At 74.0% G+C, this 25,289-nt stretch carries 18 protein-coding genes and 4 pseudogenes; 16 read left to right on the top strand and 6 right to left on the bottom strand.

The genetic code is table 11. The annotated features are described in order from the left end of the window. Positions 1–931 precede the first annotated feature (931 nt). The 3 genes and pseudogenes from ACFYX4_RS22075 (at position 932) to ACFYX4_RS22065 (ending at position 2,732) form a co-directional block, all read left to right on the top strand. Positions 932–1,270: a MerR family transcriptional regulator gene (locus ACFYX4_RS22075; RefSeq protein ID WP_389335728.1), complete on the top strand. Its 339-nt coding sequence runs from the start codon at positions 932–934 to the stop codon at positions 1,268–1,270. 97 nt (positions 1,271–1,367) lie between these two features. Further along, positions 1,368–1,721: pseudogene (locus ACFYX4_RS22070) on the top strand (hypothetical protein); the annotation flags it as partial. Positions 1,722–2,006: 285 nt separating this feature from the next. Then, positions 2,007–2,732 carry a hypothetical protein gene (locus ACFYX4_RS22065; protein ID WP_389335725.1) on the top strand — a complete coding sequence of 242 codons (726 nt, stop codon included), beginning with the start codon at positions 2,007–2,009 and terminating at the stop codon, positions 2,730–2,732. 167 nt (positions 2,733–2,899) lie between these two features. Here the strand turns inward: ACFYX4_RS22065 and ACFYX4_RS22060 are convergent, their stop codons facing one another. The 3 genes from ACFYX4_RS22060 to ACFYX4_RS22050 form a co-directional block, all read right to left on the bottom strand. Further along, positions 2,900–4,162, bottom strand: a complete 1,263-nt coding sequence (locus ACFYX4_RS22060; RefSeq protein WP_389335722.1) for an FAD-dependent monooxygenase — start codon at positions 4,160–4,162, stop codon at positions 2,900–2,902. Positions 4,163–4,208: 46 nt separating this feature from the next. Then, a complete protein-coding gene (locus tag ACFYX4_RS22055) occupies positions 4,209–5,261 on the bottom strand; it encodes a thioesterase II family protein (protein ID WP_389335719.1) in 1,053 nt (350 codons plus the stop codon). A gap of 68 nt (positions 5,262–5,329) precedes the next feature. After that, positions 5,330–6,151: a BTAD domain-containing putative transcriptional regulator gene (locus tag ACFYX4_RS22050; protein ID WP_389335716.1), complete on the bottom strand. Its 822-nt coding sequence runs from the start codon at positions 6,149–6,151 to the stop codon at positions 5,330–5,332. A gap of 487 nt (positions 6,152–6,638) precedes the next feature. Between ACFYX4_RS22050 and ACFYX4_RS22045 the strand changes: the two genes are divergently transcribed. Then, positions 6,639–7,370, top strand: coding sequence for a thioesterase II family protein (locus ACFYX4_RS22045; RefSeq protein ID WP_389335713.1), 732 nt, complete (start codon positions 6,639–6,641; stop codon positions 7,368–7,370). A gap of 584 nt (positions 7,371–7,954) precedes the next feature. On the opposite strand, the gene ACFYX4_RS22040 is transcribed toward ACFYX4_RS22045, so the two are convergent. Then, entirely contained in the window at positions 7,955–8,125 is a 171-nt protein-coding gene (locus ACFYX4_RS22040; RefSeq protein WP_389335710.1) for a hypothetical protein, read from the bottom strand. A gap of 122 nt (positions 8,126–8,247) precedes the next feature. Here ACFYX4_RS22040 and ACFYX4_RS22035 point away from each other — a divergent pair, with 122 nt between their 5' ends. The 5 genes and pseudogenes from ACFYX4_RS22035 to ACFYX4_RS22015 form a co-directional block, all read left to right on the top strand. After that, positions 8,248–9,513 (top strand): beta-ketoacyl-[acyl-carrier-protein] synthase family protein, encoded by a 1,266-nt coding sequence (locus tag ACFYX4_RS22035; RefSeq protein WP_389335707.1) that lies wholly within the window; start codon positions 8,248–8,250, stop codon positions 9,511–9,513. Further along, entirely contained in the window at positions 9,510–10,778 is a 1,269-nt protein-coding gene (locus ACFYX4_RS22030; protein ID WP_389335704.1) for a ketosynthase chain-length factor, read from the top strand. Before ACFYX4_RS22035 ends, ACFYX4_RS22030 begins: the two co-directional genes overlap by 4 nt. Positions 10,779–10,839: 61 nt before the next feature. Further along, positions 10,840–11,103: an acyl carrier protein gene (locus ACFYX4_RS22025; protein WP_389335701.1), complete on the top strand. Its 264-nt coding sequence runs from the start codon at positions 10,840–10,842 to the stop codon at positions 11,101–11,103. Between the two features lie 11 nt (positions 11,104–11,114). Beyond that, positions 11,115–12,758: an FAD-binding oxidoreductase gene (locus tag ACFYX4_RS22020; RefSeq protein WP_389335698.1), complete on the top strand. Its 1,644-nt coding sequence runs from the start codon at positions 11,115–11,117 to the stop codon at positions 12,756–12,758. Positions 12,759–12,921: 163 nt separating this feature from the next. Then, positions 12,922–13,107 (top strand): annotated as a pseudogene (locus ACFYX4_RS22015) (transposase); the annotation flags it as partial. Positions 13,108–13,427: 320 nt separating this feature from the next. On the opposite strand, the gene ACFYX4_RS22010 reads toward ACFYX4_RS22015, so the two are convergent. Beyond that, the gene (locus ACFYX4_RS22010) at positions 13,428–14,390 is read right to left on the bottom strand and encodes a helix-turn-helix domain-containing protein (RefSeq protein WP_389335695.1); all 963 of its coding nucleotides are present in this window, start codon (positions 14,388–14,390) and stop codon (positions 13,428–13,430) included. Positions 14,391–14,634: 244 nt separating this feature from the next. Here ACFYX4_RS22010 and ACFYX4_RS22005 point away from each other — a divergent pair, with 244 nt between their 5' ends. From ACFYX4_RS22005 to ACFYX4_RS21995, 3 genes and pseudogenes are all read left to right on the top strand, one after another. Then, entirely contained in the window at positions 14,635–17,337 is a 2,703-nt protein-coding gene (locus tag ACFYX4_RS22005; protein ID WP_389335692.1) for a phosphatidylinositol-specific phospholipase C domain-containing protein, read from the top strand. 333 nt (positions 17,338–17,670) lie between these two features. After that, a pseudogene (locus ACFYX4_RS22000) lies at positions 17,671–17,781 on the top strand (bifunctional 5,10-methylene-tetrahydrofolate dehydrogenase/5,10-methylene-tetrahydrofolate cyclohydrolase); the annotation flags it as partial. Next, positions 17,766–18,203, top strand: a pseudogene (locus ACFYX4_RS21995) (alpha/beta fold hydrolase); the annotation flags it as partial. The pseudogenes ACFYX4_RS22000 and ACFYX4_RS21995, both read left to right, overlap by 16 nt. Before the next feature lie 224 nt (positions 18,204–18,427). Here ACFYX4_RS21995 and ACFYX4_RS21990 read toward each other — a convergent pair. Further along, the gene (locus ACFYX4_RS21990; protein WP_389335689.1) at positions 18,428–18,733 is read right to left on the bottom strand and encodes an antibiotic biosynthesis monooxygenase family protein; all 306 of its coding nucleotides are present in this window, start codon (positions 18,731–18,733) and stop codon (positions 18,428–18,430) included. Between the two features lie 135 nt (positions 18,734–18,868). Between ACFYX4_RS21990 and ACFYX4_RS21985 the strand changes: the two genes are divergently transcribed. Genes ACFYX4_RS21985 through ACFYX4_RS21970 form a run of 4 tightly spaced genes read left to right on the top strand, consistent with a single transcriptional unit; the run spans position 18,869 to position 25,185 of the window. Further along, on the top strand, positions 18,869–19,891 hold the full coding sequence (locus ACFYX4_RS21985; RefSeq protein WP_389335686.1) for an ATP-binding cassette domain-containing protein: 1,023 nt from the start codon (positions 18,869–18,871) through the stop codon (positions 19,889–19,891). Then, positions 19,888–20,715, top strand: a complete 828-nt coding sequence (locus ACFYX4_RS21980; RefSeq protein ID WP_389335683.1) for an ABC transporter permease — start codon at positions 19,888–19,890, stop codon at positions 20,713–20,715. Before ACFYX4_RS21985 ends, ACFYX4_RS21980 begins: the two co-directional genes overlap by 4 nt. A 49-nt stretch (positions 20,716–20,764) precedes the next feature. Further along, positions 20,765–23,881 carry a DEAD/DEAH box helicase gene (locus ACFYX4_RS21975; protein ID WP_389335940.1) on the top strand — a complete coding sequence of 1,039 codons (3,117 nt, stop codon included), beginning with the start codon at positions 20,765–20,767 and terminating at the stop codon, positions 23,879–23,881. Then, the gene (locus tag ACFYX4_RS21970) at positions 23,881–25,185 is read left to right on the top strand and encodes a hypothetical protein (RefSeq protein ID WP_389335680.1); all 1,305 of its coding nucleotides are present in this window, start codon (positions 23,881–23,883) and stop codon (positions 25,183–25,185) included. The genes ACFYX4_RS21975 and ACFYX4_RS21970 overlap by 1 nt, the downstream gene beginning before the upstream one ends. The last annotated feature ends 104 nt before the right edge of the window (positions 25,186–25,289 follow it).

Raw genomic sequence — 25,289 nt, 5'->3', positions numbered from 1 at the left:
GGGCCTGCTCGGATCAGGTACCGGCACGAGTCCGAGAGGCAGGTGCTTGACGCGGTTCCGCTCAGGTGGCGGGGATGACGTAGGCGCCACCGGCTGTTCCGTTGTTCCCCGAGGCCGGAGATGCGGTAGGCCCGCCCACGACCTGCCCCGATCCCATAATCACCGGCTTAGCGTCAACCGCCGTACCGCTGCGCCCCAAGGCCGTGTCATCGCCGAGTTCGATTACCTCATCGTCGAACGCACGAAAATCTATGGTGGCTGGAGTAGACATTGGGTGGTGGTCTGGTTATGGTTTCTCTCGTAACCCAGGAAGTCAGCAGGGCCTGGCAGAGACGAACTGCCGGGCAGCAGTACTCGCAGTTGCAGTTGGCAGGACGGTGCGGTGGCGGAGTTTCGAAGCCAGGGTTGTTGCAGGACGGCGACGGGACTGGCGACCGGACCGGGTGGCCCGCAGTGGTCAGGGGCCGCCGTGCAGTACCGCAGTTGATCGCAGTACCCGTAGGTGCAGGACGCAGTACCCAGCAGTGAAGTCAGTGAGCAGTACCTCGGTGAAGGCGTCGGCTGCGGACGCGCGCACCGGGAAGTTCGGCAGTGGGGTTCTGAGCCGGCTGCCGGAGGGTGGCGCTGTCACAGGCCGCTGAGCAGTTCGCAGTACCACGCACACAGTTGATCATCGAGGGAAGAACGGAGGAGCCAGGCGCCATCAGGATCGCCCGGGCGGAAGTCTTGAGCCCGGGTACCGCAGGACATCGACAGTGAGGTGGTCTCCGGTCAAGCAACCGCGATCCCCGCGCACCCGACAGCATTCCCGTCGGGTCAGCGGAAACAGAACGCCGGCGCAGTACCAGGGCCGGCGGATGGTGTAGTTCCTTCGGGGCCCTGGTGTCGTTCGACACCAGGGCCCCTCGAGCGTGTTCCACAGAGAGGTGCAATGACAGCAGACGACACCTTCGGCCGTCTCGACGACGACGACTACCCCGCCTACACCATGGGCCGGGCCGCCGAGATGCTCGGCACCACCCAGGGTTTCCTCCGCGCCATCGGCGAAGCCAGCCTGATCACCCCGCTTCGCTCCGCGGGCGGGCACCGCCGCTACTCCCGCTACCAACTGCGCATCGCCGCCCGGGCCCGGGAGCTCGTCGACCACGGGACCCCGATCGAGGCCGCCTGCCGCATCATCATCCTCGAAGACCAGCTCGAAGAAGCCCAGCGCATCAACGCCGAATACCGCCGCGCCGCCGAGTCATCCGCTCCGCCGGCCTCAGCCTGAGACGCCGAAGACCCGCAACTGCCCAAGCGGCTTCGCGGCCGGCACCCGCACATACTGCCCGGGACGCTTCAGCGTCCCGGGCAACGCCGTCTTCATCATGGCTCCGGCCCCGCCCAGAGCCCGGCTGTCACGCCGGGGCTGCGGCGGCCCGTCCCTGCGGGGTGCGCGGGCCGCGCACCCCCGTCCAACCCTCGCGGCGGCCCTTGATGCCATAGACGACGCCCCACGCGCCGCCCAGCAAGGGCCCAAGGACATCCCCCACACCCCCGGTTCCGGGCCGGAGCAGGCGCCGGCCTCTCTGATGCTGCTGCGGCAGGTCCGCGAGCAGCTCGCCGGATGGGAGACGGGCCTGATCGAAACAGCCCGCGACGCGGGAGCCAGCCGGGCCGACCTCGCCCACCCCCTCGGCGTCGCCAGCCGCCAGGCCGCGGTGAACCGGCTGCGGGCGGGAGGTTTCGACGTCCGGGACGATGACGTGGCCCGCCTCTCGCCGTTCGTGCGGCACCACATCGACATGCACGGCCGGTACTCCTTCCAGCTCCCTCACCTGCCCGGCGGCCTGCGGCCGCTGCGGGATCGGGACGCCACCGATCAGGAGTGACACGCCATACACCGCGTCGCCACGTTGAGTAGCCAATCAACTGCATATTGTGTCGACTCGGAGCGGGCTCCGTCTGCCAGCAGCTCGGGACAGCCGGGACCAGCCGTGCCAGCCGTTGACCGTCAAGGGAGTGCAGTGAGCGACAACGAACCGAAGCTGATCTACGGCCAGGGAGCCGACGCATGCCCCGAGGGCACTTTCTGCCTCTACCGGGGCAGCGCCTTCAACGCCGGCCAGACCCCGGGACGCGGCGACAAGATCCTCGCCATCCCGGTGGGCACGCACATCAACGACTTCTCCGCGTACGGGTTCGACCACAGCGGCGACGGGGTGAGCGCCGTCGTCAACAACACCATGGAGAACAACACACTGTTCTCCGCCGCCGACCAGCAGGGCCACTCGCTCCCGGTGGACGCGGGTACCTCGATCGCCGACCTGCGGTCCATCCCCATGGCCGGCAGCCCCAACGGCTCCTGGAACGACCAGGCCCAGTCCGCCCTGGCGTCCCCCTTCGAGGGAAACCTCGTCATCGACCAGGAATTCCGGGGCGACTGGTCCGACGGTCAGGGGCACATCTACTCCTACCGGCTCACGATGCACGCCGCGGAAACCCGCGTCATGAAGTGGGCCGTGGGCTTCGGCAGCCTGCCCGAAGGAACCTCGCTGGCCAGGAGCTTCACCGACATCTTCTGGGGCGAGATCATCAAGGACGGCACCAGCGGCGCCGTCCTGCTCGGCTCCAAACCAGGACATGCCGTCGAGCCGGGAACGGCTCTCCTCATCGACGTCCAGGTCCTCTACCCCCACCAGGACCACGCCTACAAACGCCTCATCGGCCTGCACGCCCAGCAACTGGACTGAGCGGAAGGGCATGACCGCGGTCTCGCCCCGATCCGGGGCGAGGCCGCCGAACCGGTCAGCCCATGGCACGGGTTCAGGGGCGGGCCCGGCACGCGACCGGGCGCGGGTCGCGCCCACTCCCCCTGCGCGGGCGCCGTCCACTCCCCGGGTGGGGGCCGGCCTGGGGGTCAGGGATGGTGGTGGGGGGTGGGGGTGAAGAGGTTGGTGTGTACGGGGGTGGGGGTGGGGCCGTAGGCGATGGTGCGGGTGATGCGGTCGCCGAGCGGGGTTCGGGTGATCAGGGCGGCGGCGGCGGAGCGCAGCCGGGTGGTCACGGGGCCGCCGCGGCCGAGCAGCGCTCTGGCCTGGGTCCGCTGCATGCGGTGCACGGCCTCGGCCGCCGGTCTGCGCCGCCGCTCGTAGGGCAGCAGCCGCTCCCGGCTCGCGTCGCCCGCGCGGACCGCGTCGAGCAGCACGGGGTGTGCGGCGGCGGCGTCCTGGAGGGCGAGGTTGATGCCCTGCGCGCCGATCGGGCCGTGCGTATGGGCGCTGTCGCCGACGAGGATCAGCCCGTCGCGGACCCACTCCGTGGCCTGGGCGGCGAACACGTCGAGCGGCTTCAGGTCCGTCACGGCGTGCAGACGGTCGTGGATGAGGTCCGCGAACCGCGGGAGCGCGGCGGCGAGTTCGCGGCGGATGTCGTCGATGCCGCGGGCCGCGGCCAGGTTCCAGGTGCGGTGCGGCAGCGTCCAGCCGACGCGCAGCCGGTCCGGGTGGGAGTCGTGGACCAGCAGGGCGCCGTGCTCGCTGCGGTGCACGCGGACCGTGCCGGTGGCGCGTCCGGCCCCGGGCAGCGCGAACCACACCACGTCCTGGTCGAACGCCTCGGTGCGGCCCGCGTCGATGCCGGCCAGCGTCCGGGTCCTGGAGTGCCGGCCGTCGGCGCCGACCACGACGTGGGCCCGCACCGTCACCTGGCGTCCGCCGCCGTGCCGGGCCCCGACGCCGACGACGCGGCCCCGCTCGCGCAGCAGCGCGCCGAGGCGGTGTCCCTCCAGCAGCGTGAATCCGGGCAGGGCCCGGCAGGCGGCGAGGAGTTCGTGCAGCAGGTGGCGCTGGGGCAGCGCGAGCAGGCAGTCGTAGGGGGCGGGCAGGCGCCGGTAGTCGATGTCGAGCAGCACCCGTTCGTCCTGGAGGACCTGGAAGCCGTCGAGCGGGCAGGCGCCCCGGGCGCGGGCGGCGGCCAGGACGCCCAGCTCGTCGAGGATCCGCTGGCCGCCGGGCTGGAGGATCTCGCCGTGGAAGTCGCGGCGCAGTCCGATGGAGCGCTCCAGCAGGACGACCCGCACGCCGGAGCGCAGCAGCATCAGGCTGAGCGCGAGCCCGGCGGGCCCGGCGCCGATCACGCAGACGTCGGTGCGCAGTTCGTCGGCGTGCCCCGTCCCGGGCACGGGCCCCGTCCCGGGCACCCGCGGCGAGGCCATGACCGGCCGCCCGTCAGCGCGCGCCGCGCACGGACGCGGACGCGGACGCGGGCACGGACGCGGACGCGGGCACGGGCACGGGCGCGGGCACGGACGCGGACGCGGGCACGGACGCGGGCACGGACGCGGACGCGGGCGGGGTCGGCGGCCGGGACGTCTCGGCGGCCGCCGGTGCGGCGGCCCGGCCGGCCCCGGTGCCGGCGGCTGCTCCCGCCGGCCCTTCGTCCCGCCGGTCCCGCCGGTCCTGGTGCGGCCGGCTGCGGCCGGCCGGGGTGCCGCCGCCCGCGGGGCCGCGTGCCCAGGCGGGCGCACCCGGCGCGGGCACGGGCGCGGGGGCCGGGGTGAGGCGGCGGATCGTGCGGCAGGCCCGGCCCAGGAGGTGGGGCAGGTCGGGGCCGCGGAGGAAGAAGTGGTCGCCGGGCAGGGTGCGGGTGATCAGGGGCCCGTCGCTCCAGCGTCCCCAGCCCGCCATCCGGCCGGGCCGCACCAGCGGGTCGTCCTCGCCCGCGACGGCCAGGACCGGCACGGTGAGGGGGCCGCCCGGGACGGGTGTGCGGGCGGCGGCGCGCAGGCTGTCGGCGAGGGCGAGGTCGTCGCGCAGGACCGGCATCACGGAGCGGTGCCAGAAGCCGCCCGGGGCCGCGTCCGGGGGGACGGCGCCCACGGCGTGCAGCCGCCGCAGCAGCCGCTCGTCGGACTCCCGGCAGGCGTCGGAGAGTTCGGACGCGGCGTCGGGGGGCGGACAGGCGCCCACGGCGAGCAGCGCCGGACCGGGCAGCCCGGCCTCGTGCAGGGCCCGGGTGAGGGTGTAGGCCACCAGCGCGCCGAGGCTGTGGCCGTAGAGCACGTATGGGCCGGGCGGGTCGCTGAAGCGGTCCATCAGGTCGGCCAGCAGCGCCCGGCGCCCGGTCACCCGGGGCTCCCGGCGCCGCCCTTCGCGGCCCGGCAGCAGGTGGGGCAGGGGCGTCACGCCGGCGCCGAGGCGGGCGGGCCAGCCGTGGAAGGAGGAGACGCCGGCTCCGGCGTGGGCGAAGCAGTGCAGCGCCACCGGTGGTCCGTCGGACATGGGCTGTCCCTCCTCGTGGGGTCCGCGCCTCACGAGGGTCGCGCCGGGGTCTGGAGCGCGGCTCGGGTTCAGACCGCGTACAGGTTGAAGGTGGAGGTGCGGCGCGGCCCGCACGCCACATCGAGGGCGGGGTCGACGGTGAGCATCGCCTGGTGCAGCCGCTGGAGCTGCGGGGAGGGCTCCACGCCGAGCTCCTCGATCAGGCGGGTGCGCAGCCGCCGGTAGACGTCCAGCGCCGTGGCCTGGCGGCCGGAGCGGTAGAGCGCCACCATGGCCTGCGAGTGCAGACCCTCGTGCTGGAGGTGACGGGCCGTCAGGTCGGTGAGTTCGGCGATGAGTTCGGTGTGCCGGCCGAGTCTGAGGTCGGCGTCGATGCGCCGTTCGACGGTGACCAGGCGGCTCTCCTCGAGCCGCATGACCTCGATCTCCAGGATGGAGCCGACGCGCACGTCGACGAGGGCGGGACCCTGCCACATGGCCAGCGCGTCCCGGAACAGGTCCGCCGCCCGCGCGTCCTGGCCCTCCTCGAAGGCGGACTGGCCGGCCGACACCAGTTGTTCGTAGCGGTGGACGTCGACGCCGGCGGGCGGGATCTGCAGGACGTAGCCGCCGTGCCGGGTGGCCAGCACCTCCTTGGCGGTGCCGGGCGCGTCGGGGCCCATCGCGGTGCCCAGGCGGCGGCGGAGCTGAAGGATGTACGTCTGCATGGTCGTCATGGCGCTCTGGGGCATGTTGGTGCCCCAGATCTCCTCCATGAGGGTGGGCACCGGCATCACCCGGCTCGGGTAGAAGGCGAGCAGGGCGAGGATCTGCCTCGGCTTGCCCGCGGTCGGAACGATCGACACTCCGTTGACCTCAGCGCTCAACGGTCCCAGAACCTGTATCTCCACGGTTTCCTCCCCGTACCGATCGAGTTCCCTCGATGGCTCGAAAGCCGTCGGCCGTGGTGCACGCTAGCCCGGTTCCCGCCACCGCCCCCGCTGTCTCCAGCCGGGTTCGAGCGACCTTCCACGGCCGCCTTCGCTTCAGGGGGCGGGGGGCTCGAGAACGCTTGCACGGGCGGTGGAGTTGGCCTCGCGGGGGCGGTCCGCGGCCGCGGCCGGGCGGATATCGTCCGTGGGGGGGCGCGGGGCGGCGCCCCCCCCCGCGGGGGGGGGGGGCCCCGCCCCCTCGCCGGGTGGTTTTGCCACAAGGCGGGGGTTGCCCACAGGGCGACCCCCGCCGGGCCGGGCGGGGGCCGGGCCNNNNCGTACGCCCCCCCCCCCCCCCCCCCCCCCCCCCCCCCCCCCCCCCCCCCCCGCCCCCCCCCGCCCCCCCCCCCCCCCCCCCCCCCCCCCCCCCCCCCCCACGACCGTTCGCGAGGGAGTCACGATCGACATGCGCCTTTTCGTGTTCCACCATGCCGGTGGTTCCCATCTGGCCTACCGCGACTGGCCGGGCCGTTTCCCGGCCGGCTGGGAGGTTCGGCCGGTGGACGCCCCCGGCCGCGGGCTGCTGTCCGACCGTCCCGTGCTCGACGACGCCGCGCAGCTCGTGGCGCACTTCCGGCGTGAGCTGGACGGCGAACTGCGCGGCCCGTTCGCGCTGTTCGGGCACAGCATGGGCGCCCTCGTCGCCTGGGAGCTGACCCGCTCGCTGCTCGCCGAGGGGCGCACCCCGCCCGTCTGGCTGGGCCTCTCGGCGCGCGGGACGCCCCGGCCCGACGGCGAGGGGACCCGGCGTCATCTGCTGTCCGACCCCGATCTGCGGCGCGAGCTGGCCGCCATGGGCGGCACGCCCGCCCAGCTCCTGGCCGACCCGGACCTGTGGGAGCTGTTCGCTCCGGCCCTCCGCGGGGACCTGCGGCTGGTGGAGACCTGGCGTCCCGCCCCCGACACCGGCCCGCTGCCGGTGCCGCTGTCGGTGTTCGGGGGCCGGCTCGACGCCGTGGCGCCGCCGCGGCGGCTGGCCGGCTGGGCGCAGCGGGCCACGCCCTTCCTGGGCCTGCACCTGTTCGACGGCGGCCACTTCTACTTCCAGCCCGACCCCACCGCACTGACGCTGCGCATCACCGAGGACGTACACCGCGCCCTCGGTCTGACCGACACGGCCCGGGCCGTCCCGGGGTGAGCACGCGGGCCCGTCCCGGGGTGAGCACGCGGGCCCGTCCCGGGGTGAGCACGCGGGCCCGTCCCGGGGTGAGCACGCGGGCCCGTCCCGGGGTGAGCGCGCGGGCCCGTCCCGGGGTGAGCGCGCAGGCCACGCCCCGGTGACCGGGGCGCGCGATGCCGCGGTGAGCGGGGCCGCGCGATGCCTCGGTGAGCGGCAGGCGCGACGCCTCGGTGGGCGGCGGGTGCCACGCTGCGGTGAGCGGCGGGCGCAACGCCTCGGTGAGCGCGCGGGTGCCACGCTGCGGTGAGCGGCGGGCGCGACGCCTCGGTGAGCGGCGGGTGCCACGCCTCGGTGGGCGGCGGGTGCCACGCTGCGGTGAGCGGCGGGCGCGACGCCTCGGTGAGCGCGCGGGCCACGCCGCGGTGACCGGGGCGCGCGATGCCGCGGTGGGAGGCAGGCGCATGCCTCGGTGACCGGCGGGCGCGACGCCTCGGTGGGCGGCGGGTGCCACGCTGCGGTGGGCGGCGGGCGCAACGCCTCGGTGAGCGCGCGGGTCCCGCCTCGGTGAGCGACGCGGCCCACGCCGCGGTGACCGGGGCGCGCTATGCCGCGGTGGGCGGCGGGCGGGACGCCTTGGTGAGCGGGGCGCGCGATGCCTCGGTGACCGGCGGGCACCACGCCGCGGTGACCGGCGCGCGCCACGCCTCGATGACCGGCAGACGCAACGCCTCGATGACCGGCGGACGCAACGCCTCTGTGGGAGGTGGGTTCAAGCCGTTCTCCAGGTGCGTCGGCGACGCTCGGACCGTCGATGGGGTGGTCGGGTCGCCGACCGGCTGACGCCCGCCCCGCACCGCCGTCGTGACACCTGGAGGACGACTGTGAGGGACAGCCGATGAGACGGGTCGTGATCACCGGTATCGGAGTGGTCGCCCCGGGCGGTGTGGGTACCAAGGAGTTCTGGTCGGTGCTCACCGCGGGCCGGACGGCCACCCGTGGCATCACCCTGTTCGACCCGGCCGGGTTCCGTTCGCGGATCGCCGCGGAGGTGGACTTCGAGCCCGAGGCGCACGGGTTCACCGCGGCCGAGGCCGAACGCCTCGACCGCGCGGCGCAGTTCGCGGTGGTCAGCGCCCGCGAGGCGCTGGCCGACAGCGGGCTGGAGGGGCTGATAGACCCGTCGCGCACCGGGGTCACGCTCGGCAGCGCGGTCGGCTGCACCACCGGTCTGGACGTGGAGTACGCGGCGGTCAGCGAGCACGGCGCGCACTGGCTCGTCGACCACACGCGGGCCGTGGGCCATCTCTTCGACTATTTCGTGCCCAGCTCGCTGGCGGTCGAGGTCGCCCACACGGTCGGCGCGCAGGGGCCGGTCTCGCTGGTGTCCACGGGCTGCACCTCGGGCCTGGACTCCGTCGGCCACGCGGTCGAGCTGATCCGCGAGGGCAGCGCGGAGGTCATGGTCACCGGGGCCACCGAGGCGCCGATCTCCCCCATCACCCTCGCCTGCTTCGACGCGATCAAGGCCACCTCGCCGCGCAACGACGAGCCGGAGACGGCCTCGCGGCCCTTCGACCGCACCCGCAACGGGTTCGTGCTCGGCGAGGGGTCGGCGGTGCTGGTCCTGGAGGAGCTGGAGCACGCCCGCCGCCGCGGCGCGCACGTGTACGCCGAGATCGCGGGCTTCGCCAGCCGCAGCAACGCCTACCACATGACCGGTCTGCGCACGGACGGCAAGGAGATGGCCGAGGCCATCACCGCCGCCCTGGACGAGGCCCGCCTGGACGCCGGCGCCGTGGACTACGTCAACGCCCACGGCTCGGGCACCAAGCAGAACGACCGGCACGAGACGGCCGCGTTCAAGCGCAGTCTCGGCGCCCGCGCCCACGAGATCCCCGTCAGCTCCATCAAGTCGATGATCGGGCACTCGCTCGGCGCGATCGGGTCCCTCGAAGTGGCGGCCAGCGCGCTGGCCGTCGAGTACGGCGTCGTGCCGCCGACGGCCAACCTGCACGAGCCCGACCCCGCCTGCGACCTGGACTACACGCCGCTCGTGGCCCGCGAGCAGCGGACCGACACGGTCCTCACCGTGGGCAGCGGCTTCGGCGGCTTCCAGAGCGCCATGGTCCTGACCCGCCCGCACCTGGGAGTGAGCGCATGACCGGCACGTCCCTCCTCGACCGCCCCGGTGAGCGCCCGGCCGCCGCACCGGGGCGCACCCGCGCCGTGGTCACCGGCATCGGCGTCGCGGCCCCCAACGGGCTCGGCGCGACGGCCTGGTGGGCCGCGGTGCTGCGCGGCGAGAGCGGCATCCGCCCGCTGACCCGTTTCGACGCCTCCGGCTATCCGGCCCGGCTCGCGGGCGAGGTGCCCGGCTTCGTCGCCGAGGACCGTGTGCCCAGCCGGCTGCTGGCGCAGACCGACCAGGTGACCCGGCTGTCGCTGGTGGCCGCCGAGGAGGCCCTTGCCGACGCCGGCGTCGAGGCGTCCGCGCTGCCCGAGTACGCGGCGGGCGCGGTCACCGCGAGTTCCGCGGGCGGCTTCGAGTTCGGGCAGCGCGAGTTGCAGGCGCTGTGGAGCAAGGGCAGCCAGCATGTCAGCGCGTATCAGTCCTTCGCCTGGTTCTACGCGGTCAACACCGGCCAGATCTCCATCCGGCACGGTCTGCGCGGCGCCAGCGGGGTGCTGGTGTCCGAGCAGGCGGGCGGCCTCGACGCGGTGGGCCAGGCCCGCCGCCAGCTGCGCAGGGGCGCCTCGCTCGTCGTCACCGGCGCGGTCGACTCCGCCCTGTGCCCGTGGGCGTGGGCGGCGCACCTGGCCGAGGGGCGCATCAGCGTCAGCGACGACCCCGCCGGCGCCTTCCTGCCGTTCTCCGCGGACGCGGACGGCTACGTCCCCGGCGAGGGCGGTGCCCTGCTGATCCTGGAGGACGCCGGCGCGGCCGCCGCCCGCGGCGCCCGGGTGTACGCGACGGTCGCCGGGTACGCGTCCGCCTTCGATCCGGCCCCGCACACGGGCGGGGGCCCGCGGCTGGCCGCGGCGGCCGAGCTGGCCCTGGCCGACGCCGGGGTGCGGCCCGACCAGGTGGACGTGGTCTTCGCCGACGGCGCCGGCGAACGAGCGGCCGACCGCGCCGAGGCCCGCGCGATCAGCGAGCTGTTCGGGGAGCGCGGGGTGCCGGTGACCGCGCCGAAGAGCATGACGGGCCGGCTCGCCGCCGGCGGCGGCTCGCTGGACCTGGCCGCCGCCCTGCTGTCGCTGCGGGACCAGGTGATCCCGCCCACGACCGGCACCCGCGCCCCGGCGCCGGACTGCCCCCTGGACCTCGTGACCGGCGCGCCGCGCCGCGGTGTCGAGCTGCGGACCGCGCTGGTGCTGGCGCGCGGGCGCGGCGGCTTCAACTCCGCCGTCGTCGTCCGCGCCTGACCGCGCCCGGCGCACCCCTCCCCCACCGAAGAGAACCGAGAACCGAAGAAAGAGGTATGCCGTGAACCGGCTCGAACTGACCGATCTGACGGTCCTGTTGCGCGAGTGCGCCGGCGAGGAGGAAGGCGTCGATCTGGACGGCGACATCCTGGACGTCCCGTTCGCCGAACTCGGTTACGACTCGCTGGCGGTGCTCCAGACCACCGGGCGCATCGAGCGGGACTTCGACGTGCTCCTGGACGAGGAGGCCGTCGACGAGGCCGAGACGCCGCGCAAGTACCTCGAACTGGTCAACCGGGCGCTCTCCGAGCGCACGGCGGTCTGAGCGGGGCGACGATGACTGTCCCGAACCGCAGGCGCTTCGTCACGGGGACCCTCGCCGCCGCAGCCGCCGCCGGCACCGCCGGCACCGCAGCGGCCGCCCCCGCCGCCCCCGCTTCTGCGGCCGCCGCCGAGGCCGCCGCCGGGGCGGGTCCGGTCGAGGTGGGCCCGGCGGACCCGCGCTACGCGGACCTCGCCGTGCGCGGCAGCAACAAGCGGTTCTCCGCCCGCCCCGAGTCCTTCCTGCTGGCGGCCTCCACCGAGCAGGTGGTGCGGGCCGTGCGCGAGGCCGTGCGGGACGGCAAGCGCGTCACGGTGCGCAGCGGCGGCCACTGCTACGAGAACTTCGTGGGCGAGGCGTCCGTGCGCCGGGTCATCGACCTGAGCGCGATGGACACCGTCCGCTGGGACGCGGCGCGCGGCGCCTTCGAGGTCGGGGCCGGCGTCCGTCTCATGGACCTCTACCGCCGGCTGTACTACGGCTGGGGCGTGACCCTGCCGGGCGGCGCCAGCGCGACCGTCGGCGTCGGCGGCCATGTGCAGGGCGGCGGCTACGGCGCCCTGTCGCGCCGGCACGGCGTCTCCAGCGACCATCTGCTGGCCGTCGAGGTGGTCGTCGTCGACGCCTTCGGCCGGGCCCGTGCGGTCGTCGCCACCCGGGACGCCCGCGATCCCCACCGGGAGCTGTGGTGGGCCCACACCGGGGGCGGCGGCGGCAACTTCGGGGTCGTCACCCGCTACTGGTTCCGTTCGCCGTCCGCCCGGGGCGCCGACCCCCGCGCGGCGCTGCCCCGCCCGCACGCCAGTGTGCTCACCGCCGGCGTCATGTTCCCGCGCGAGGGCATGACCAGGAACGCGATGCGCACGCTGGTGGGCAACCACGGGCGCTGGCACGAGCGCCACAGCGGCCCCAGCTCCCCCTACGCCGGGCTGTTCAGCGGTCTGGTGCTGCTGGGCCACCAGGGACACAACGACCAGGGGCTGGCCGCCATCGCCTTCACCCACCTGGACGCGACCCTGCCCGACGCCCCGCGTCTGCTCCAGGACCACATCGACGCCGTCGGCGCCGGGGTGGGCGTCGAGGCCTACGCTCCGCCGCCGCAGACGCTGCCGTGGCTGGCGTCGGTGGAGGAGCTGGCCGCCGCGCAGGACACCGAGACCGGCCGCCAGAAGATCAAGTCGGCGCATCTGCGGCGGGCGTTCACCGACGGGCAGATCGACGTCCTGTACGACTTCCTGGGCAGCACGGAGCACACCAACGAGTCCAGCTCGGTGTCCCTGCAGTCGTACGGCGGGCGGGTCAACACGGTCCGGCCGGGGGCGACGGCGTCCGCGCACCGCGGTTCGGTGATGAAGGCGCTGTTCATGAACACCTGGCAGGACCCCGCCCACGACGCGGCGAACGTGGACTGGCTGCGCCGGCTGTACGCGGGCGTCTACCGGGACACCGGCGGGGTGCCGGCGCCGGGCGAGCGCAGCGAGGGCTGCTTCATCAACTTCCCCGACGTCGACATGGCCGACCCCAGGTGGAACACCTCCGGCGTGCCGTGGCACGAGCTGTACTACGGGGACAACTACCGCCGGCTCCAGGCGGTCAAGGCGACGTGGGATCCGCGTGACGTCTTCCGCCACGCGCTGTCGGTGCGGGCGGCCCGCTGAGCTTGGCGTTTTTAACCTCGGCCGTTCACCTGACCCGCTGATCTTGGTTCGTCTCGGGACAGCAGGGCGGCCGTTCTCCACGCTTCGAGGTGTCGAGCAACGTCGCGTGAAGGAACGGCCGCTGGTGAAGCGTCTCGCCCCTGAACAGCCCGCTGATGCCGCGTTGGGTGTCCTGTCCCACTTTCGTGTCCAGTTCTACGACTGCCTCTACACGCGGGCGGATGCGCTCTTCGAGCTCACCGACGCGGTGCTGTGCTCGGACGGCCCGGTGACGTCGCTGGTCGAGTTGACGCTCACGGCCGAGCACCGGCGAGGGCACGGGGCGATGTACGACGCGGTCAACCACGGCTGGCGTGTTCAGCCAGTTGCCAGCCGTTCTTGCGGCCGACCGGGCCGAGCAGGGCGCGGACGTAGTCACGCATGCGGCGTCGCAGGTCGGCCCGGCCGAAACCGGTGGCCGATGCGCAGGAAGAGGTCGTCGAGTTCACGGTCCCGGTTCGCGTCGGCAAGGTCGTCGATCACGCGGGGAGGCTGCCTTCATCACCGCGCAGACAGTTCTCGGTGTCATTCGTTGGAGGGGCGGTCCGGCAAGACCGCCCCTGACATGACGACGTGAGCACTTGGGGCGGGTGGCAGTACCTGGCGATGCGGACCTGAGAGGGGGCGGCGCTACTTCACCGCTCCGGTGCGGAACGGGTGACCGCCGTCGTCGATCCGTAGCGTGCCCGAGCGGGGGCCCTGGGTCCATCTCAGTTCCAGGTACCAGCGCACCTCGCTCTTCGACGTGTGCGCGGTGACGTCCAGGACCGTGGGGGTCCCGGCGGACGCCTCGTACGGGAAGCCGCGCCTCGGGCTCACGGCCCGGGGCTCGGGGGCGTCCAGGTCCACGGCGAACGGGTGCTGTGCGTCTGTGCCTTGGCAGTCCGCGTAGGTGACTTCGGCGGGCGGGGCTTCGGCGGACAGTACCCGGACGTCCATGGCGGTCATGGTCACGGGGCCCTCTGCCGTGCTTCGCACCTTCAGGCGGAACGTCGTGGGACGGGTCCGAGTGCCGTCCGTCCGGGGGCAGTCGTCGTCGGACGGGACGACGGCCGCCGAGAGGGGGACGTTCCCTCCGGCCGCCCCGACCTCCTCGATCGACGGGTCGGGCACCATGATGGCCGGGACCGTCAGGTCCGGTACCGACTCGGCGCGGAACCGGTCGATGGCCAGCGCTCCGGAGGTGCTGAGGGCGACCACGGCGGCCCCCAGCAGGACGTACCGCGAGACGAGTTGGCGGGCTCGCGGCGTCGGCTCCGCGACAGTCGGCGGACTCTGGACGACCGGTACCGGCGCGGGCACCGGCACCTCCGCACCCTCCGACGGGCTCGCCCCCCTCCCGCGCCGCGCCTCGTCCGCCACCGCCCATCGCCGGTGCAGCTCCAGCAGTTCCTCGGGGTCCGCCCGGCAGATCCGGCCGAAGCGTTCGACCGGGGCGAACTCGGCCGGCACCGAGTCACCGGTGCAATAGCGGTGCAACGTCGAGGTACTCAGGTGCAGCCGGCCCGCGAGAGCGCCGTAGCTGAGGCCCGCGCGCTCCTTCAGCGAGCGCAGCATCTCGCCCAGCCCGGCCGCCGTATCGGCGTCCCTCACCGTCCCCACCCCACCCATACGTCCCACCCCGTGTCCCCTGCGGCCGCATTCCGCCTGGTCAGGGGATGCGGAACGTCCCAGCGTCCCGGGACGGCCGTCCGGGCTGGCCCGGGACGGACGTCCCGGGCAGGCTGCGATCACCAACCGGCGAGCCCGACAAGGGGATCATCACACATCTCGCCGGACGACTCGCGCGCGCACGCGCGGTCCTCCAGTCGACCGACCGATCCGCCCCAGGATGGAAATGATCACCGTCATACGCCAGACCCGCTCGTCCCGAAGAGCCCTGATGCGCCGGCCGGCGATGGTGGCGAGAAGCACCGTGCTCGGTGTGCTCCTCGCCCTGCTGCTGTCCGTCTCCGGCGTCTTCCTCTCCGCCGCCCCCGCCCGGGCGAACGACTACTACAGCAGCATCACCGAAGCCTCCGCGGCCAACGTCGACTGGATGTCACGCGTCCCGGACGGGACCAACCTCGCCTGGCTCTCGGTGCCCGGCACCCATGACAGCCTCGCGCTCTGCGGGAACACACCGGACCCGGGCACGGGCCAGTGCTCGGGCATCGTCACCAGCATCACCCAGACGCAGGAGAACCACGGCTTCAGCGCGAAGACCCTGACCACCCAGTTCGACGCCGGCATCCGGGCGCTCGACATCCGGGTCCGGGTCGACAAGGGGGACGAGGGGCTGAAGTTCACCGTCCACCACGGCGCCACCTATCAGTACGCCAACTTCACCGACGTACTGAAGGCCACCCACGACTTCCTGAGCGACCACCCCGGCGAAACCGTCCTGATGAACCTGAAGGCGGAGTGCACCGGCTCCACCTTCTCCTGCAAGGACGCCGACGGATTCGGGACCGACAAGTGGCGCAAGAAGATCTTCGACTCCTACCTGAACGGCCGCTCATACACCGGGGACGGTAACGAGAGCAACCCGTCGACCGCCTGGCGCGACCTGTTCTGGGGCCCCTCGGTCACCGGCGAGAGCCAGTCGAGCCGCGTCCCGACGCTCGGCGAGGTACGCGGCAAGGTCGTGCTCCTCGGCTACCGGAACACCGGCGGCGGCATCTTCGGCGGCTACGGGCTCGAGCAGCCCTACCCGTCCGGCGGCTCCAACGAGGAGTACGTGCAGGACGACTTCGAGCTGTCCACCATCAGCGACATCGACGACAAGTGGGAGAAGGTCCGCGCGCACCTGCGCCGGACCAACGGCACGTGGGACGGCAGCCGCCCCGGTGAGAAGGACCACGAGTACGAGCAGGACGCGCTGTATCTGAACTACGCCAGCGGCTTCGGAGTCGGCGTCCACCCCTACACGGTGGCGGGCGGCACCCCGACGGCGACCGGTGTGAACAACTTCCTCATCCAGTGTCTGCGCGCCGAGAAGGACCGGTGCCCGGAGTTCTACGCCGGACGCGACGACCGGTTCGGCGGGCGGTCCGACCTGGACCGCATGGGCGTCATGATGATGGACTTCCCCGGCGGCAAGCTCATCGACGAGATCATCGCCCGCAACTCCGTGACGCACACCGACATCCGCGACGTCATGGTGGTCGGCGATTCCCTCAGCCACGGGTACGAGGGCGACCTCACCTGGCGCTACCGGCTGTGGGACTGGGCCAGGAGCAAGAAGTGGCCGGTCACCTTCGTCGGACCGTACCGGGGCACCGTGCAGCAGGCCGACGCGCAGCCGCCGCGGCCGCCGGTGCTGGGCGAGAGCGTCGATGGCCAGCCCGCGGAGCCAGGTCCGGGCGACCCGCGCGTCCAGGGCGAGTACGCCGCCGAAGTGAATGCCGGGTTCTCCGCCGGCGGCTCGGCTCACTACGCCCTCTGGGGCCGTTCACTGACCCGGACCGTGCCGACCATCAAGCCGGTGATGCAGGAGCTGAAGGCCAAGGGCCGGACGCCCGACCTGCTCCTGGTCGAGCTGGGCTTCAACGACATCGGCTGGTACGGGGCGGGCGCCGATCTGGTCGGCACCATGAAGAAGTTCGTGGACAACGCGCGGGCGGTCAACCCGGACGTGCGGATCGTCCTGGCCAACGTCCCCCAGCGGACCACCCTGGGCGACGCGAACCCCGGCCTCCCCCAGCGCATCAGCGACTACAACGCCGCCCTCGCCAAGGCGGCCCCCGGCTGGAGCACCAGCGCCTCGCCGGTGGAGCTGGCCGACCTGGACAAGGCGATGGGCTGCGACCCCAAGGCGACGACCTGCGCCACCACCTACGACGGGCTGCACCCCAACGCCCTCGGCGAGTACCGCATCGCCCAGGCGTTCGGCACCGTGCTGCACAAGGAGTTCGGCATCGGCGCCGCCGCGCCCGACGTACCGGACAGCGCACCCGGCCGGTCGCTCGCCACGCCGTCCGGCATGAAGTTCGACGGCACCCAGCAGGGCGTCACCGCCACCTGGGACAAGGTCTTCGGCGCGCACACCTACGACGTTCAGTGGCGTGACGTCACCACCGACTCGAACGCGGACTGGCAGGACGTGGTGCCCGGCGTGAGCGCCCCGCGCTACGACATGTCATGGCAGTTCACCGACCAGCCCTACGACGGCCACACCTACGAGGTGCGGGTCCGCGCGGTCGCCGGTGACGGCGCGGCCAACCGTTCCTCGTGGTCCTCGGCGGTCCGGGGCAAGGCGGCGCCGACGACGGCGGGGCGGCCGCCGGGGCTCACCGCGACGGCCGGCGCGGGCTCGATCGACGTGCGCTGGTCGGCGCCGACCGACTCGCACAGCGGCTCGATCGTCCGGTACGCGGTGTGGGTGTACGACAAGAGCACCCCGATGAACCACTCCCGGATCATCGGCTACCCGGCCTCCGCCCGCTCCGCCAGGATCACGGGGGTCACGGCGGGTCACGAGTACGTGATCCTGGTCTGCGCCTGGAACGCGTCGGGTGAGGGGAAGCCGAGCATGAGCGACACGGTGGTCCCGGGCTAGCGACCGGGTGCGCCGTCTGTGCCGAGCGCTCCGTTCGGGGATACGTTCCGGGTGGGGCGCTCGGCCGCGCAACGGCAGCTCCACCTATTCCAGCAACATCAACATGTCCAACGTGCCGTTCCCCTATGAGCGCAGCTGGAGCCCCTCCGCGAGCTGCTCTTCGGTTTACGGCAAGCCGCTTCTGACCTACTCTCATTGCTGGCTGTGTCGCCTTTGTTCCGGCGGGTCGCCGGACCTCGCGCGGTCACGCCGCGTTGTACGGCCTGTGGGCGGCTTCAGCTATGGGTCGCATTCCTACGGACTGTTTGCCGCCCTGGCCTCACGGCGCCCTGGGCGATGAGCTTCGGACTGCCTGGTTTCGCATCGTGCCCCCCGGGCGGGATCATGCGGCTCCTGGACGAGTACGACGTCGATCTTGCAGGAACTCCCTGGGTGGGGCGGTCGCGCTGGAACTGGCGCGTATCGGCGCGGTCGGCAGCGCCGTCGCGCTGTCCCCGATCGGGTTGTGGACGCGTGCTGAAGCCGCCTGCGCTCTTGGTTCGCTTCGCGTCGCCCATGCCATGGCGCGGGCCTGCGCCGAACGCCCCGGCTGGATCGCCGGCCACCCGATCGGGCGTACCGTGGCCTTCTGGCAGCTCGTCGCCCGGCCCTGGCGGATCCCGGAGGAGGCGGCGGCAGGCGCGCTGCGCAACCTGGCCCGCTCGCCCGGCTTCGAGCCGACGCGGCGTGCGGTGCGCGCCTACCGGCTGCGGGCCTTCATCCCTGAGGTCCCGGTCCCGGTCACGGTCGGCTGGGGCACACGGGATTTGATGACCCCACCCCACCAGGCCCTCAGGGCAGCCCGACGGCTTCCGGGTGCCCGGCACCTCTCGCTCAAGGGCTGCGGGCACTCGCCGATGTCCGATGACCCCGAGCAGGTCAGCCAGGTGTGCTCGACGCCATCGGCGCCTGAGGCGCGCGGCGCGCCGAACGCCCGAGCGGGCGTGACACGGCCGTGCGCGGCGGCGCGCGGTGTGCGGCGGCGTGCGATGTCTGGTGTGCGGCGGTGTTCAGCCGGTCCGCGGCGGTGTTCAGCGGTCCGCGGTGGTGTTCAGCGGTCCGCGGCGGCGGCCTCGCGTTCGAGGACCGGCGCGTACAGGTGCGGCTCGCTGGTGGCCAGCGTGCGCAGCGCGGCGGCGTGCGGCGCGAAGCCGGGGTGGGCGACGGCCGCGCGGAAGGACTCGGCGTCGGCCCAGTCGGCGATGTTGACGTAGGCGGCGGGCTGCTCGGTGTGGCGCACCAGCCGGTGGCGCAGGAACCCGGGGCGGTCGCGGAAGAAGGCGGAGGTCTCCTCGAAGAGCCGCTCGAACTCGTCGGGGGGACCGGTGAGCGTGAACCGGTTGATGAAGGTGACCACGTGTTCCTCCGGGCCGGTGGACGTGCGCTGACACCGCAGACGCTTGCGCCCGCGGCTCGAGCCGGACTCGAACGCGGAGCGAGCGGGGCGTCCGACACTGCTCAGCACCTGCCGTCCACCCTGGGAAGGACATCCATGGGATCCGAACACGCGATCCTCGCCGAGAACCTGTGCAAGCGCTACGGCGACGCCCCGGCCCTGAGCGGGTTCGACCTGCGGGTGCCCGAGGGCACCGTGCACGGGCTGCTCGGCCACAACGGCGCGGGCAAGACGACCGCGGTGCGCATCCTGGCCACGCTGGCCCGGCTGGACGGGGGGCGGGCCGAGGTCGCCGGTTTCGACGTGGTCCGCGACAGCGCGAAGGTGCGGGCCAGGATCGGGCTGCTCGGGCAGTACGCGGCGGTCGACGAGGTGCTCAGCGGCCGGCAGAACCTGGTGATGTTCGGCCGGCTGTACCACCTGGGCAGGCGGGCGGCGGGCGAGCGCGCGGACGCGCTGCTGGAGCAGTTCGGGCTCGCCGGCACGGGGGCCAAGCAGGTCAAGGACTACTCGGGCGGGATGCGGCGGCGGCTGGACCTCGCGGCCAGCCTGATCCTCGCGCCGCGGGTGCTCTTCCTGGACGAGCCGACCACGGGCCTGGACCCGCGCAGCCGCAACGAGGTGTGGGCCGCGGTGCGTTCGCTGGTCGAGGACGGCACCACCGTCCTGCTGACCACGCAGTACCTGGACGAGGCGGACCAGCTCGCCGACCGGATCTCGGTCATCGCCGCGCCGGCCGGCGCGGGCGGGCGGGTGATCGCCGAGGGCAGCCCGGACGAGCTGAAGTCGGCGATCGGCGGCGACCGGATCGACGTCACGGTCCGCGACAGCGGCGAGCTGGGCACGGCGGCGGCGGTGCTGAGCCGCGTCACCGGCCGGGACTGCGACACCGACCCGGAGACCCGGCGCGTGGGCGCCCCGGTCCAGGACCGGGTCGCCGCCCTGACCGAGACGGTGCGCGCGCTCGGGCAGGCGGGCGTGGCGGCCGAGGACATCCAGCTGCGCCGCCCCACCCTGGACGAGGTGTTCCTGCACCTCACCGGCACCGACGGCGCCCGCGCCGACGCCGACGCCGGGAACGCCGAGGACGTCAAGGACAAGGACGAGGTGACGGTGTGAGCGCCGCGACGACGCAGCAGCCCGCGGCCGGGACGGGCGGCGCCCGCTGGGCCCTGTCCGACTCCTGGGTCCTGACCGGGCGTTCGCTGGCCCACTGGGCCCGCAACCCCGCGCCGGTCGTCATCGGCCTGCTCTTCCCGATCATGATGGTGCTGATGTTCGGGTACCTGTTCGGCGGGGCGATGCAGGTGCCCGGCGGAGGGAACTACCGCGAGTTCCTGGTGCCGGGGATGTTCGCCATGACGATGGTCTTCGGCATCGAGGTGACGATGCTGGCCGTCATCAGCGACGCCGCCAAGGGCGTCACCGACCGGTTCCGTGCGATGCCCACCTCCTCCGCGGCGGTGGTGACCGGGCGCAGCATCGCCGACATGCTCAACTCCGTCCTCGGTCTGACGGTGATGATCCTGTGCGGTCTGGCGGTCGGCTGGCGCGCGGACAACGGGTTCGGTCCGGCGCTCGGCGCCGTCGGCCTGCTTCTGCTGCTGCGCTTCGCCCTGCTGTGGGTGGGCATCTACCTGGGGCTGGTCTTCACGGACACGGCCGCCGTCACCGCCGTGCAGACCCTGGTGTGGCCGCTGGGGTTCCTGTCGAACGCCTTCGTCTCGCCCGACACCATGCCGGGCTGGCTCGCCGCGCTGTCCGAGTGGAACCCGCTGTCGGCGACGGTCACGGCCGCGCGCCGGCTGTTCGGCAACCCCGGCTGGGACACCGGGACTTGGGCGACGGATCAGGCCATTGTGATGGCCGTGGTGTGGCCGGTGATCATTATCGCGGTCTTCTTCCCGCTGTCCGTGCGACGCTACCAGCGGCTCGGCCGCTGAGACCGGCCGCGCCGGTGAACGGAGAGGATCCACAGGGGAGATGGCAGGGATGACGGGCGTGACGGGGGCGCAGGCCGACGGTCTCGCACGGTGCGCGGTGCTCTTCGAGGCGGCCGACCCGCCGCGGGCCGGCACGGTGGTGTTCTGGGACCCGCCGGACGGGCCGCAGCGGCCGCCGGCGGTGGCGGTGGCGGGCGGGCTGACGGACGCCGTGGACGCCGTGGACGTCGTCGCCGTCGAGGACGGCGTCCCCGTCGTCCGCACCGTCGCGGCCGTCCGGCTGCCGGTCGCCGACGCGCTGCGGGTGCTGGCCCGCGCGGCGAGGCCGGGCTCGGGGGCCCATCCGGCCGCCGCGTTCTGGGGCGGGGCGGCGGCGATCGCCCTGCACCTGGCGGCCCGCGAGCGGCTGCTGCCGGGCGTCACGCCGGGCGGCTACGACGCCTGGCGGACCGGCCCGCTGGACCTGGACGACGTGCGGCGGGTGCGTGAACTGGCCGGCGCCGCGCCGCCCGAGGCCTACGCGGGCGCCCTGGCGGGCGGGCGGGGCGCGGCCGTGCGGATGGCCGAACCGGAGGGCCTGGTCCGGCAGTTCCTGGACGCCGTCGCGGACACCCTGCCCCGCACCCCGGCGGCCCACGCGGCCACCGGCCGGGCCGCCTTCGCCGCCGTCGAACCACAGCACGTACCCCAGTTGCGAGCCTGGGCCGAGGAGATCTCAGCAGGACTCGACTCGGGAGTCCGGGTCTGCCTGCGCGTGGAACTCACCCAGACCGGCGACGACGACGGCCCGGGTGCCGGGGGCTCCGGCGGCACGGGCGCCGGGGGCTTCGGCGGCACGGGCGCCGGGGACGGCAGGACGGGCGCCGGGGACGGCGGGCGCGGCCCGCAGGGCCCGGACGGCAGGCGCGGCGGGCACGGCCCGGACGGTGGGCGCGGGCCGGACGCCGGGGGCGGTGGGCGCGGGCCGGACGCCGGTGATGGCGGGCGGGGTCCGGGTGGGGGGCCTGGGGTGCGGGTTGTGCCGCGGGTTGTCAGTCTGGCCGATCCCACGTCGGCGCTCGACGCGGGTGAGCTGTTCGAGAGCGCCGATCACGTGCTGGGGCCGCGTGCGCAGGCCGACACCGTGCTGGCGGTGCGCCGTGCCGCGAGCGTGTGGCCGCCGCTGGAGCGGCTGCTGCCCGTGCCGCGGGCCCTGGAGCTGTCCGACCGGGAGGTCGCCGACCTGCTGGGCGACGGCGCCGGCCGGCTGCGCGCCCACGGCATCGACGTGCTCTGGCCCGAGGACGCCCACCGCTCGCTGACCGCGCACGCCGTCGTCGGCGCGGACCTTGCGCCGCCCGCCGACATGCGTTCCTTCTTCGGCGGCGACGGCACCGTCGACCTGTGCTGGCGGCTCGACCTCGACGGCGAGGCGCTGAGCGACCGGGAGAGGGCCGAGGTCGCCGCCGGGCGGCCCGTCGTACGGCTGCGGGGGAAGTGGACCCTGGTCGGGGCCGGCCTGGCCCGCAAGGCGCGCGAGCCGAAGGTGGGCTCGCTCACCGCGATCGAGGCCCTCGCCGTCGCGCTGACCGGTCAGGCGCGGGCCGGGACCGAGCAGGTGCCGGTGGCACCCACCGCGTGGCTCCTGGCGCTGCGCGCCCGCCTCGCCGACCCGGACGGCGGCAGCGAACCGGTCCGCGCGCCCGCCGCGCTCGCCGCCACGCTGCGCGACTACCAGCTGCGCGGACTGCGCTGGCTGGAGCGGATGACGTCGCTGGGCCTGGGCGGCTGCCTCGCCGACGACATGGGACTGGGCAAGACCGTCCAGCTGATCGCGCTGCATCTGCTGCGCCAGGAGCACAAGGACACCAGCGGTCCCACGCTCGTGGTCTGCCCGGCCTCGCTGATGGGCAACTGGCAGCGGGAGGCGGGCAGGTTCGCCCCCGGCACGGCCGTGCGCCGCTACCACGGCACGGGCCGCGCCCTGGACGGCGCGGACGACGGGTTCGTGCTGACCACGTACGGCACGATGCGGCTCGACGCGGAGCGGCTGGCCGCGCACCGCTGGAGCATGGTCGTCGCCGACGAGGCCCAGCACGTGAAGAACCCGCACTCGGGCACCGCGAAGGCGCTGCGGCTGATCCCCGCCGACGCGAAGATCGCGCTCACCGGCACGCCGGTGGAGAACAGCCTCTCCGAGCTGTGGGCGGTCCTGGACTGGACGACGCCCGGACTGCTCGGCGGATACGGCGAGTTCCGCCGCCGCTGGATGGCCCCGGTGGAGGCGGAGCGCACCGAGAACGCCGAGAGCACCGGAGGCACCGGGGGCGTCGGGGGTACCGGGGGCGTCGGGGGCGTCGGGGAGGAGTCCACGGCGCGGCGGCTGGCCGGCCTCGTGCGTCCCTTCCTGCTGCGCCGCCGCAAGTCGGACCCCGGGATCGCGCCGGAGCTGCCGCCCAAGACCGAGACGGACCGGCCGGTCTCCCTCACCGCCGAGCAGTCCGCCCTGTACCAGGCGCAGGTGCGCAAGGTGATGGCCCAGATCCGCGGCAGCGAGGGCATCGCCCGCAACGGCCTGGTCCTCAAGCTGCTCACCGGCCTGAAGCAGATCTGCAACCACCCCGCCCAGTTCCTCAAGGAGCAGGACACCGCGCTCACCGGACGCTCGGGGAAGCTGGAACTGCTCGACGAGCTCCTGGGCACGATCATCGCCGAGGACGGGGCCGCGCTCGTGTTCACCCAGTACGTCGCCATGGCCCGCCTGCTGGAGCGGCATCTGCGCGAACGCGGCGTCGTCGCCCAGCTGCTGCACGGCGGCACGCCCGTGCCCCGGCGCGAGGAGCTGGTGCAGCGCTTCCAGGACGGCCAGGCGCCCGTCTTCCTGCTGTCGCTGAAGGCCGCGGGCACCGGCCTGAACCTGACCCGCGCCGATCACGTCGTGCACTACGACCGCTGGTGGAACCCGGCGGTGGAGGCCCAGGCCACCGACCGCGCCTACCGCATCGGCCAGACCAAGCCCGTCCAGGTGCACCGGCTGATCGCCGAGGGCACCGTCGAGGACCGTATCGCCGCGCTGCTGGAGTCGAAGAAACAGCTGGCGGACGCGGTGCTCGGCGCCGGCGAGCAGGCGCTGACGGAGCTGACCGACGACGAGCTGGCCACCCTGGTCGAGCTGAGGAGCCCGTGATGGCCGAAGCACAGCACAGCGGGGCCCGGGGCTTTCCCGCGTTCGCCGCCCGCAAGGGAGGCCGCGCCCGCGGCCAGTCGTTCTGGGCCAGGGCCTGGACGGGGGCCGTGGAGGACACCTGGCCGGAGGAGGAACCGCTGAAGAAGGGGCGGGCCTTCGCCCGCACCGGACGGATCGGCCCGATCGCCGTCAGCCCGGGACGGATCTCGGCGGAGGTCTACGGGGGCGAGGACGCGTACACGACCGTGGTGACGCTGCGGGAGCTGGAGGAGCCGCAGTGGGAGCTGCTGTGGGAGAAGACCGCCGACCGGCCGGCCGAGACGCGGGCCCTGCTGGCCGGTGAGCTCCCGCAGGACCTCCTCGAGGCGGCGGAGGACGCCCGGGTGGGGCTGCTGCCCGGCTACGGGGATCTGGACGCGGAGTGCGACTGCGACGCGCTGGACCATCCGTGCCCGCATGCCACGGCCCTGTGCTACCAGGTGTCGTGGCTGCTGGAGACGGACCCGTGGCTGCTGATGCTCGTGCGGGGCAGGGACGCCGCGGCGGCCGTGGAGGAGCTGAAGTCCGAGCTGCTGCTGCGGGCCATGACGGACGCGGCCGACGACGACAGCGACGACGAGGACGAGCAGGAGGACGACGGCGAAGACGGGAACGGAGGCGGGGGCGGGGAGGCGGACGGCCCGCTGCCGGGCGTGGACCCGGTGGCCGCGTGGGCCCGGAGCGCGTCGCCGCTGCCCGCCCCGCCGCCGCTGCCCGCCGCCCCGGCCGGCGCCGGCGAGCCGGTCACCGGCATCGAGGCCGACCCGCTGGAGCAGCTGGTCGCCGACGCGGCCGTACGGGCCCGCTCCCTGCTGGCGTACGCCCTGGGGCTGGCCGCCGAGCCCGCGCCGCCGCTGGGCCTGTGGCAGGACACCGTGCGCATCGCCGCCGTCCACCCCGATCCCAGAGTCGCGGAGCGGCTGCGTGAGAGCTGCGGCAGGCCGGCGCGGGAGCTGGACCGCGCTGCCGCGGCCTGGCGCGCCGGCGGGGCGGCGGGACTTACGGTGCTGGAGCACGCCTGGTCGCCGTCCGCGCAGGAGACGGCCCGGGCGCGGGCGGCGCTGCGCGCGGGCTGGGAGGCGCAGGAACTGATCGGGCTGGAGGTCCGCGACAACCGCTGGACGTCCACCGAGCAGGGCGTCCAGCTGCGCCTGGGACAGGACGGACGGTGGTACCCCTACCGCCTGCGCCCGGAAGGCTGGTGGCCGTCCGGACCGCCCCGCAGCAACCCGTCGGACGCCCTCGTGGAACTGACCGACGACTGACCGACGGCTGAACGACCACGCGTACCGGGGCCCCGTCACCACCGATGGTGACGGGGCCCTCGCGCGTGCGGCGGCAGGAGCCCGCACGCGGGTGCGCGCGGTGG

This window comes from Streptomyces sp. NPDC002328, from assembly GCF_042890065.1.
Classification (GTDB): Bacteria; Actinomycetota; Actinomycetes; order Streptomycetales; family Streptomycetaceae; genus Streptomyces.
Note: the sequence above shows the minus strand (reverse complement) of the source record. Positions and strands in the feature narration are given on the sequence as shown.

Coding starts and splice junctions, on each gene's coding strand:
- ACFYX4_RS21970 (WP_389335680.1), top strand. CDS start 23,881: ATGGCCGAAGCACAGCACAGCGGGGCCCGGGGCTTTCCCGCGTTCGCC.
- ACFYX4_RS22020 (WP_389335698.1), top strand. CDS start 11,115: ATGACTGTCCCGAACCGCAGGCGCTTCGTCACGGGGACCCTCGCCGCC.
- ACFYX4_RS22035 (WP_389335707.1), top strand. CDS start 8,248: ATGAGACGGGTCGTGATCACCGGTATCGGAGTGGTCGCCCCGGGCGGT.
- ACFYX4_RS22045 (WP_389335713.1), top strand. CDS start 6,639: ATGCGCCTTTTCGTGTTCCACCATGCCGGTGGTTCCCATCTGGCCTAC.
- ACFYX4_RS21975 (WP_389335940.1), top strand. CDS start 20,765: ATGACGGGCGTGACGGGGGCGCAGGCCGACGGTCTCGCACGGTGCGCG.
- ACFYX4_RS21985 (WP_389335686.1), top strand. CDS start 18,869: ATGGGATCCGAACACGCGATCCTCGCCGAGAACCTGTGCAAGCGCTAC.
- ACFYX4_RS22005 (WP_389335692.1), top strand. CDS start 14,635: ATGATCACCGTCATACGCCAGACCCGCTCGTCCCGAAGAGCCCTGATG.
- ACFYX4_RS22055 (WP_389335719.1), bottom strand. CDS start 5,261: ATGTCCGACGGACCACCGGTGGCGCTGCACTGCTTCGCCCACGCCGGA.
- ACFYX4_RS22030 (WP_389335704.1), top strand. CDS start 9,510: ATGACCGGCACGTCCCTCCTCGACCGCCCCGGTGAGCGCCCGGCCGCC.
- ACFYX4_RS22075 (WP_389335728.1), top strand. CDS start 932: ATGACAGCAGACGACACCTTCGGCCGTCTCGACGACGACGACTACCCC.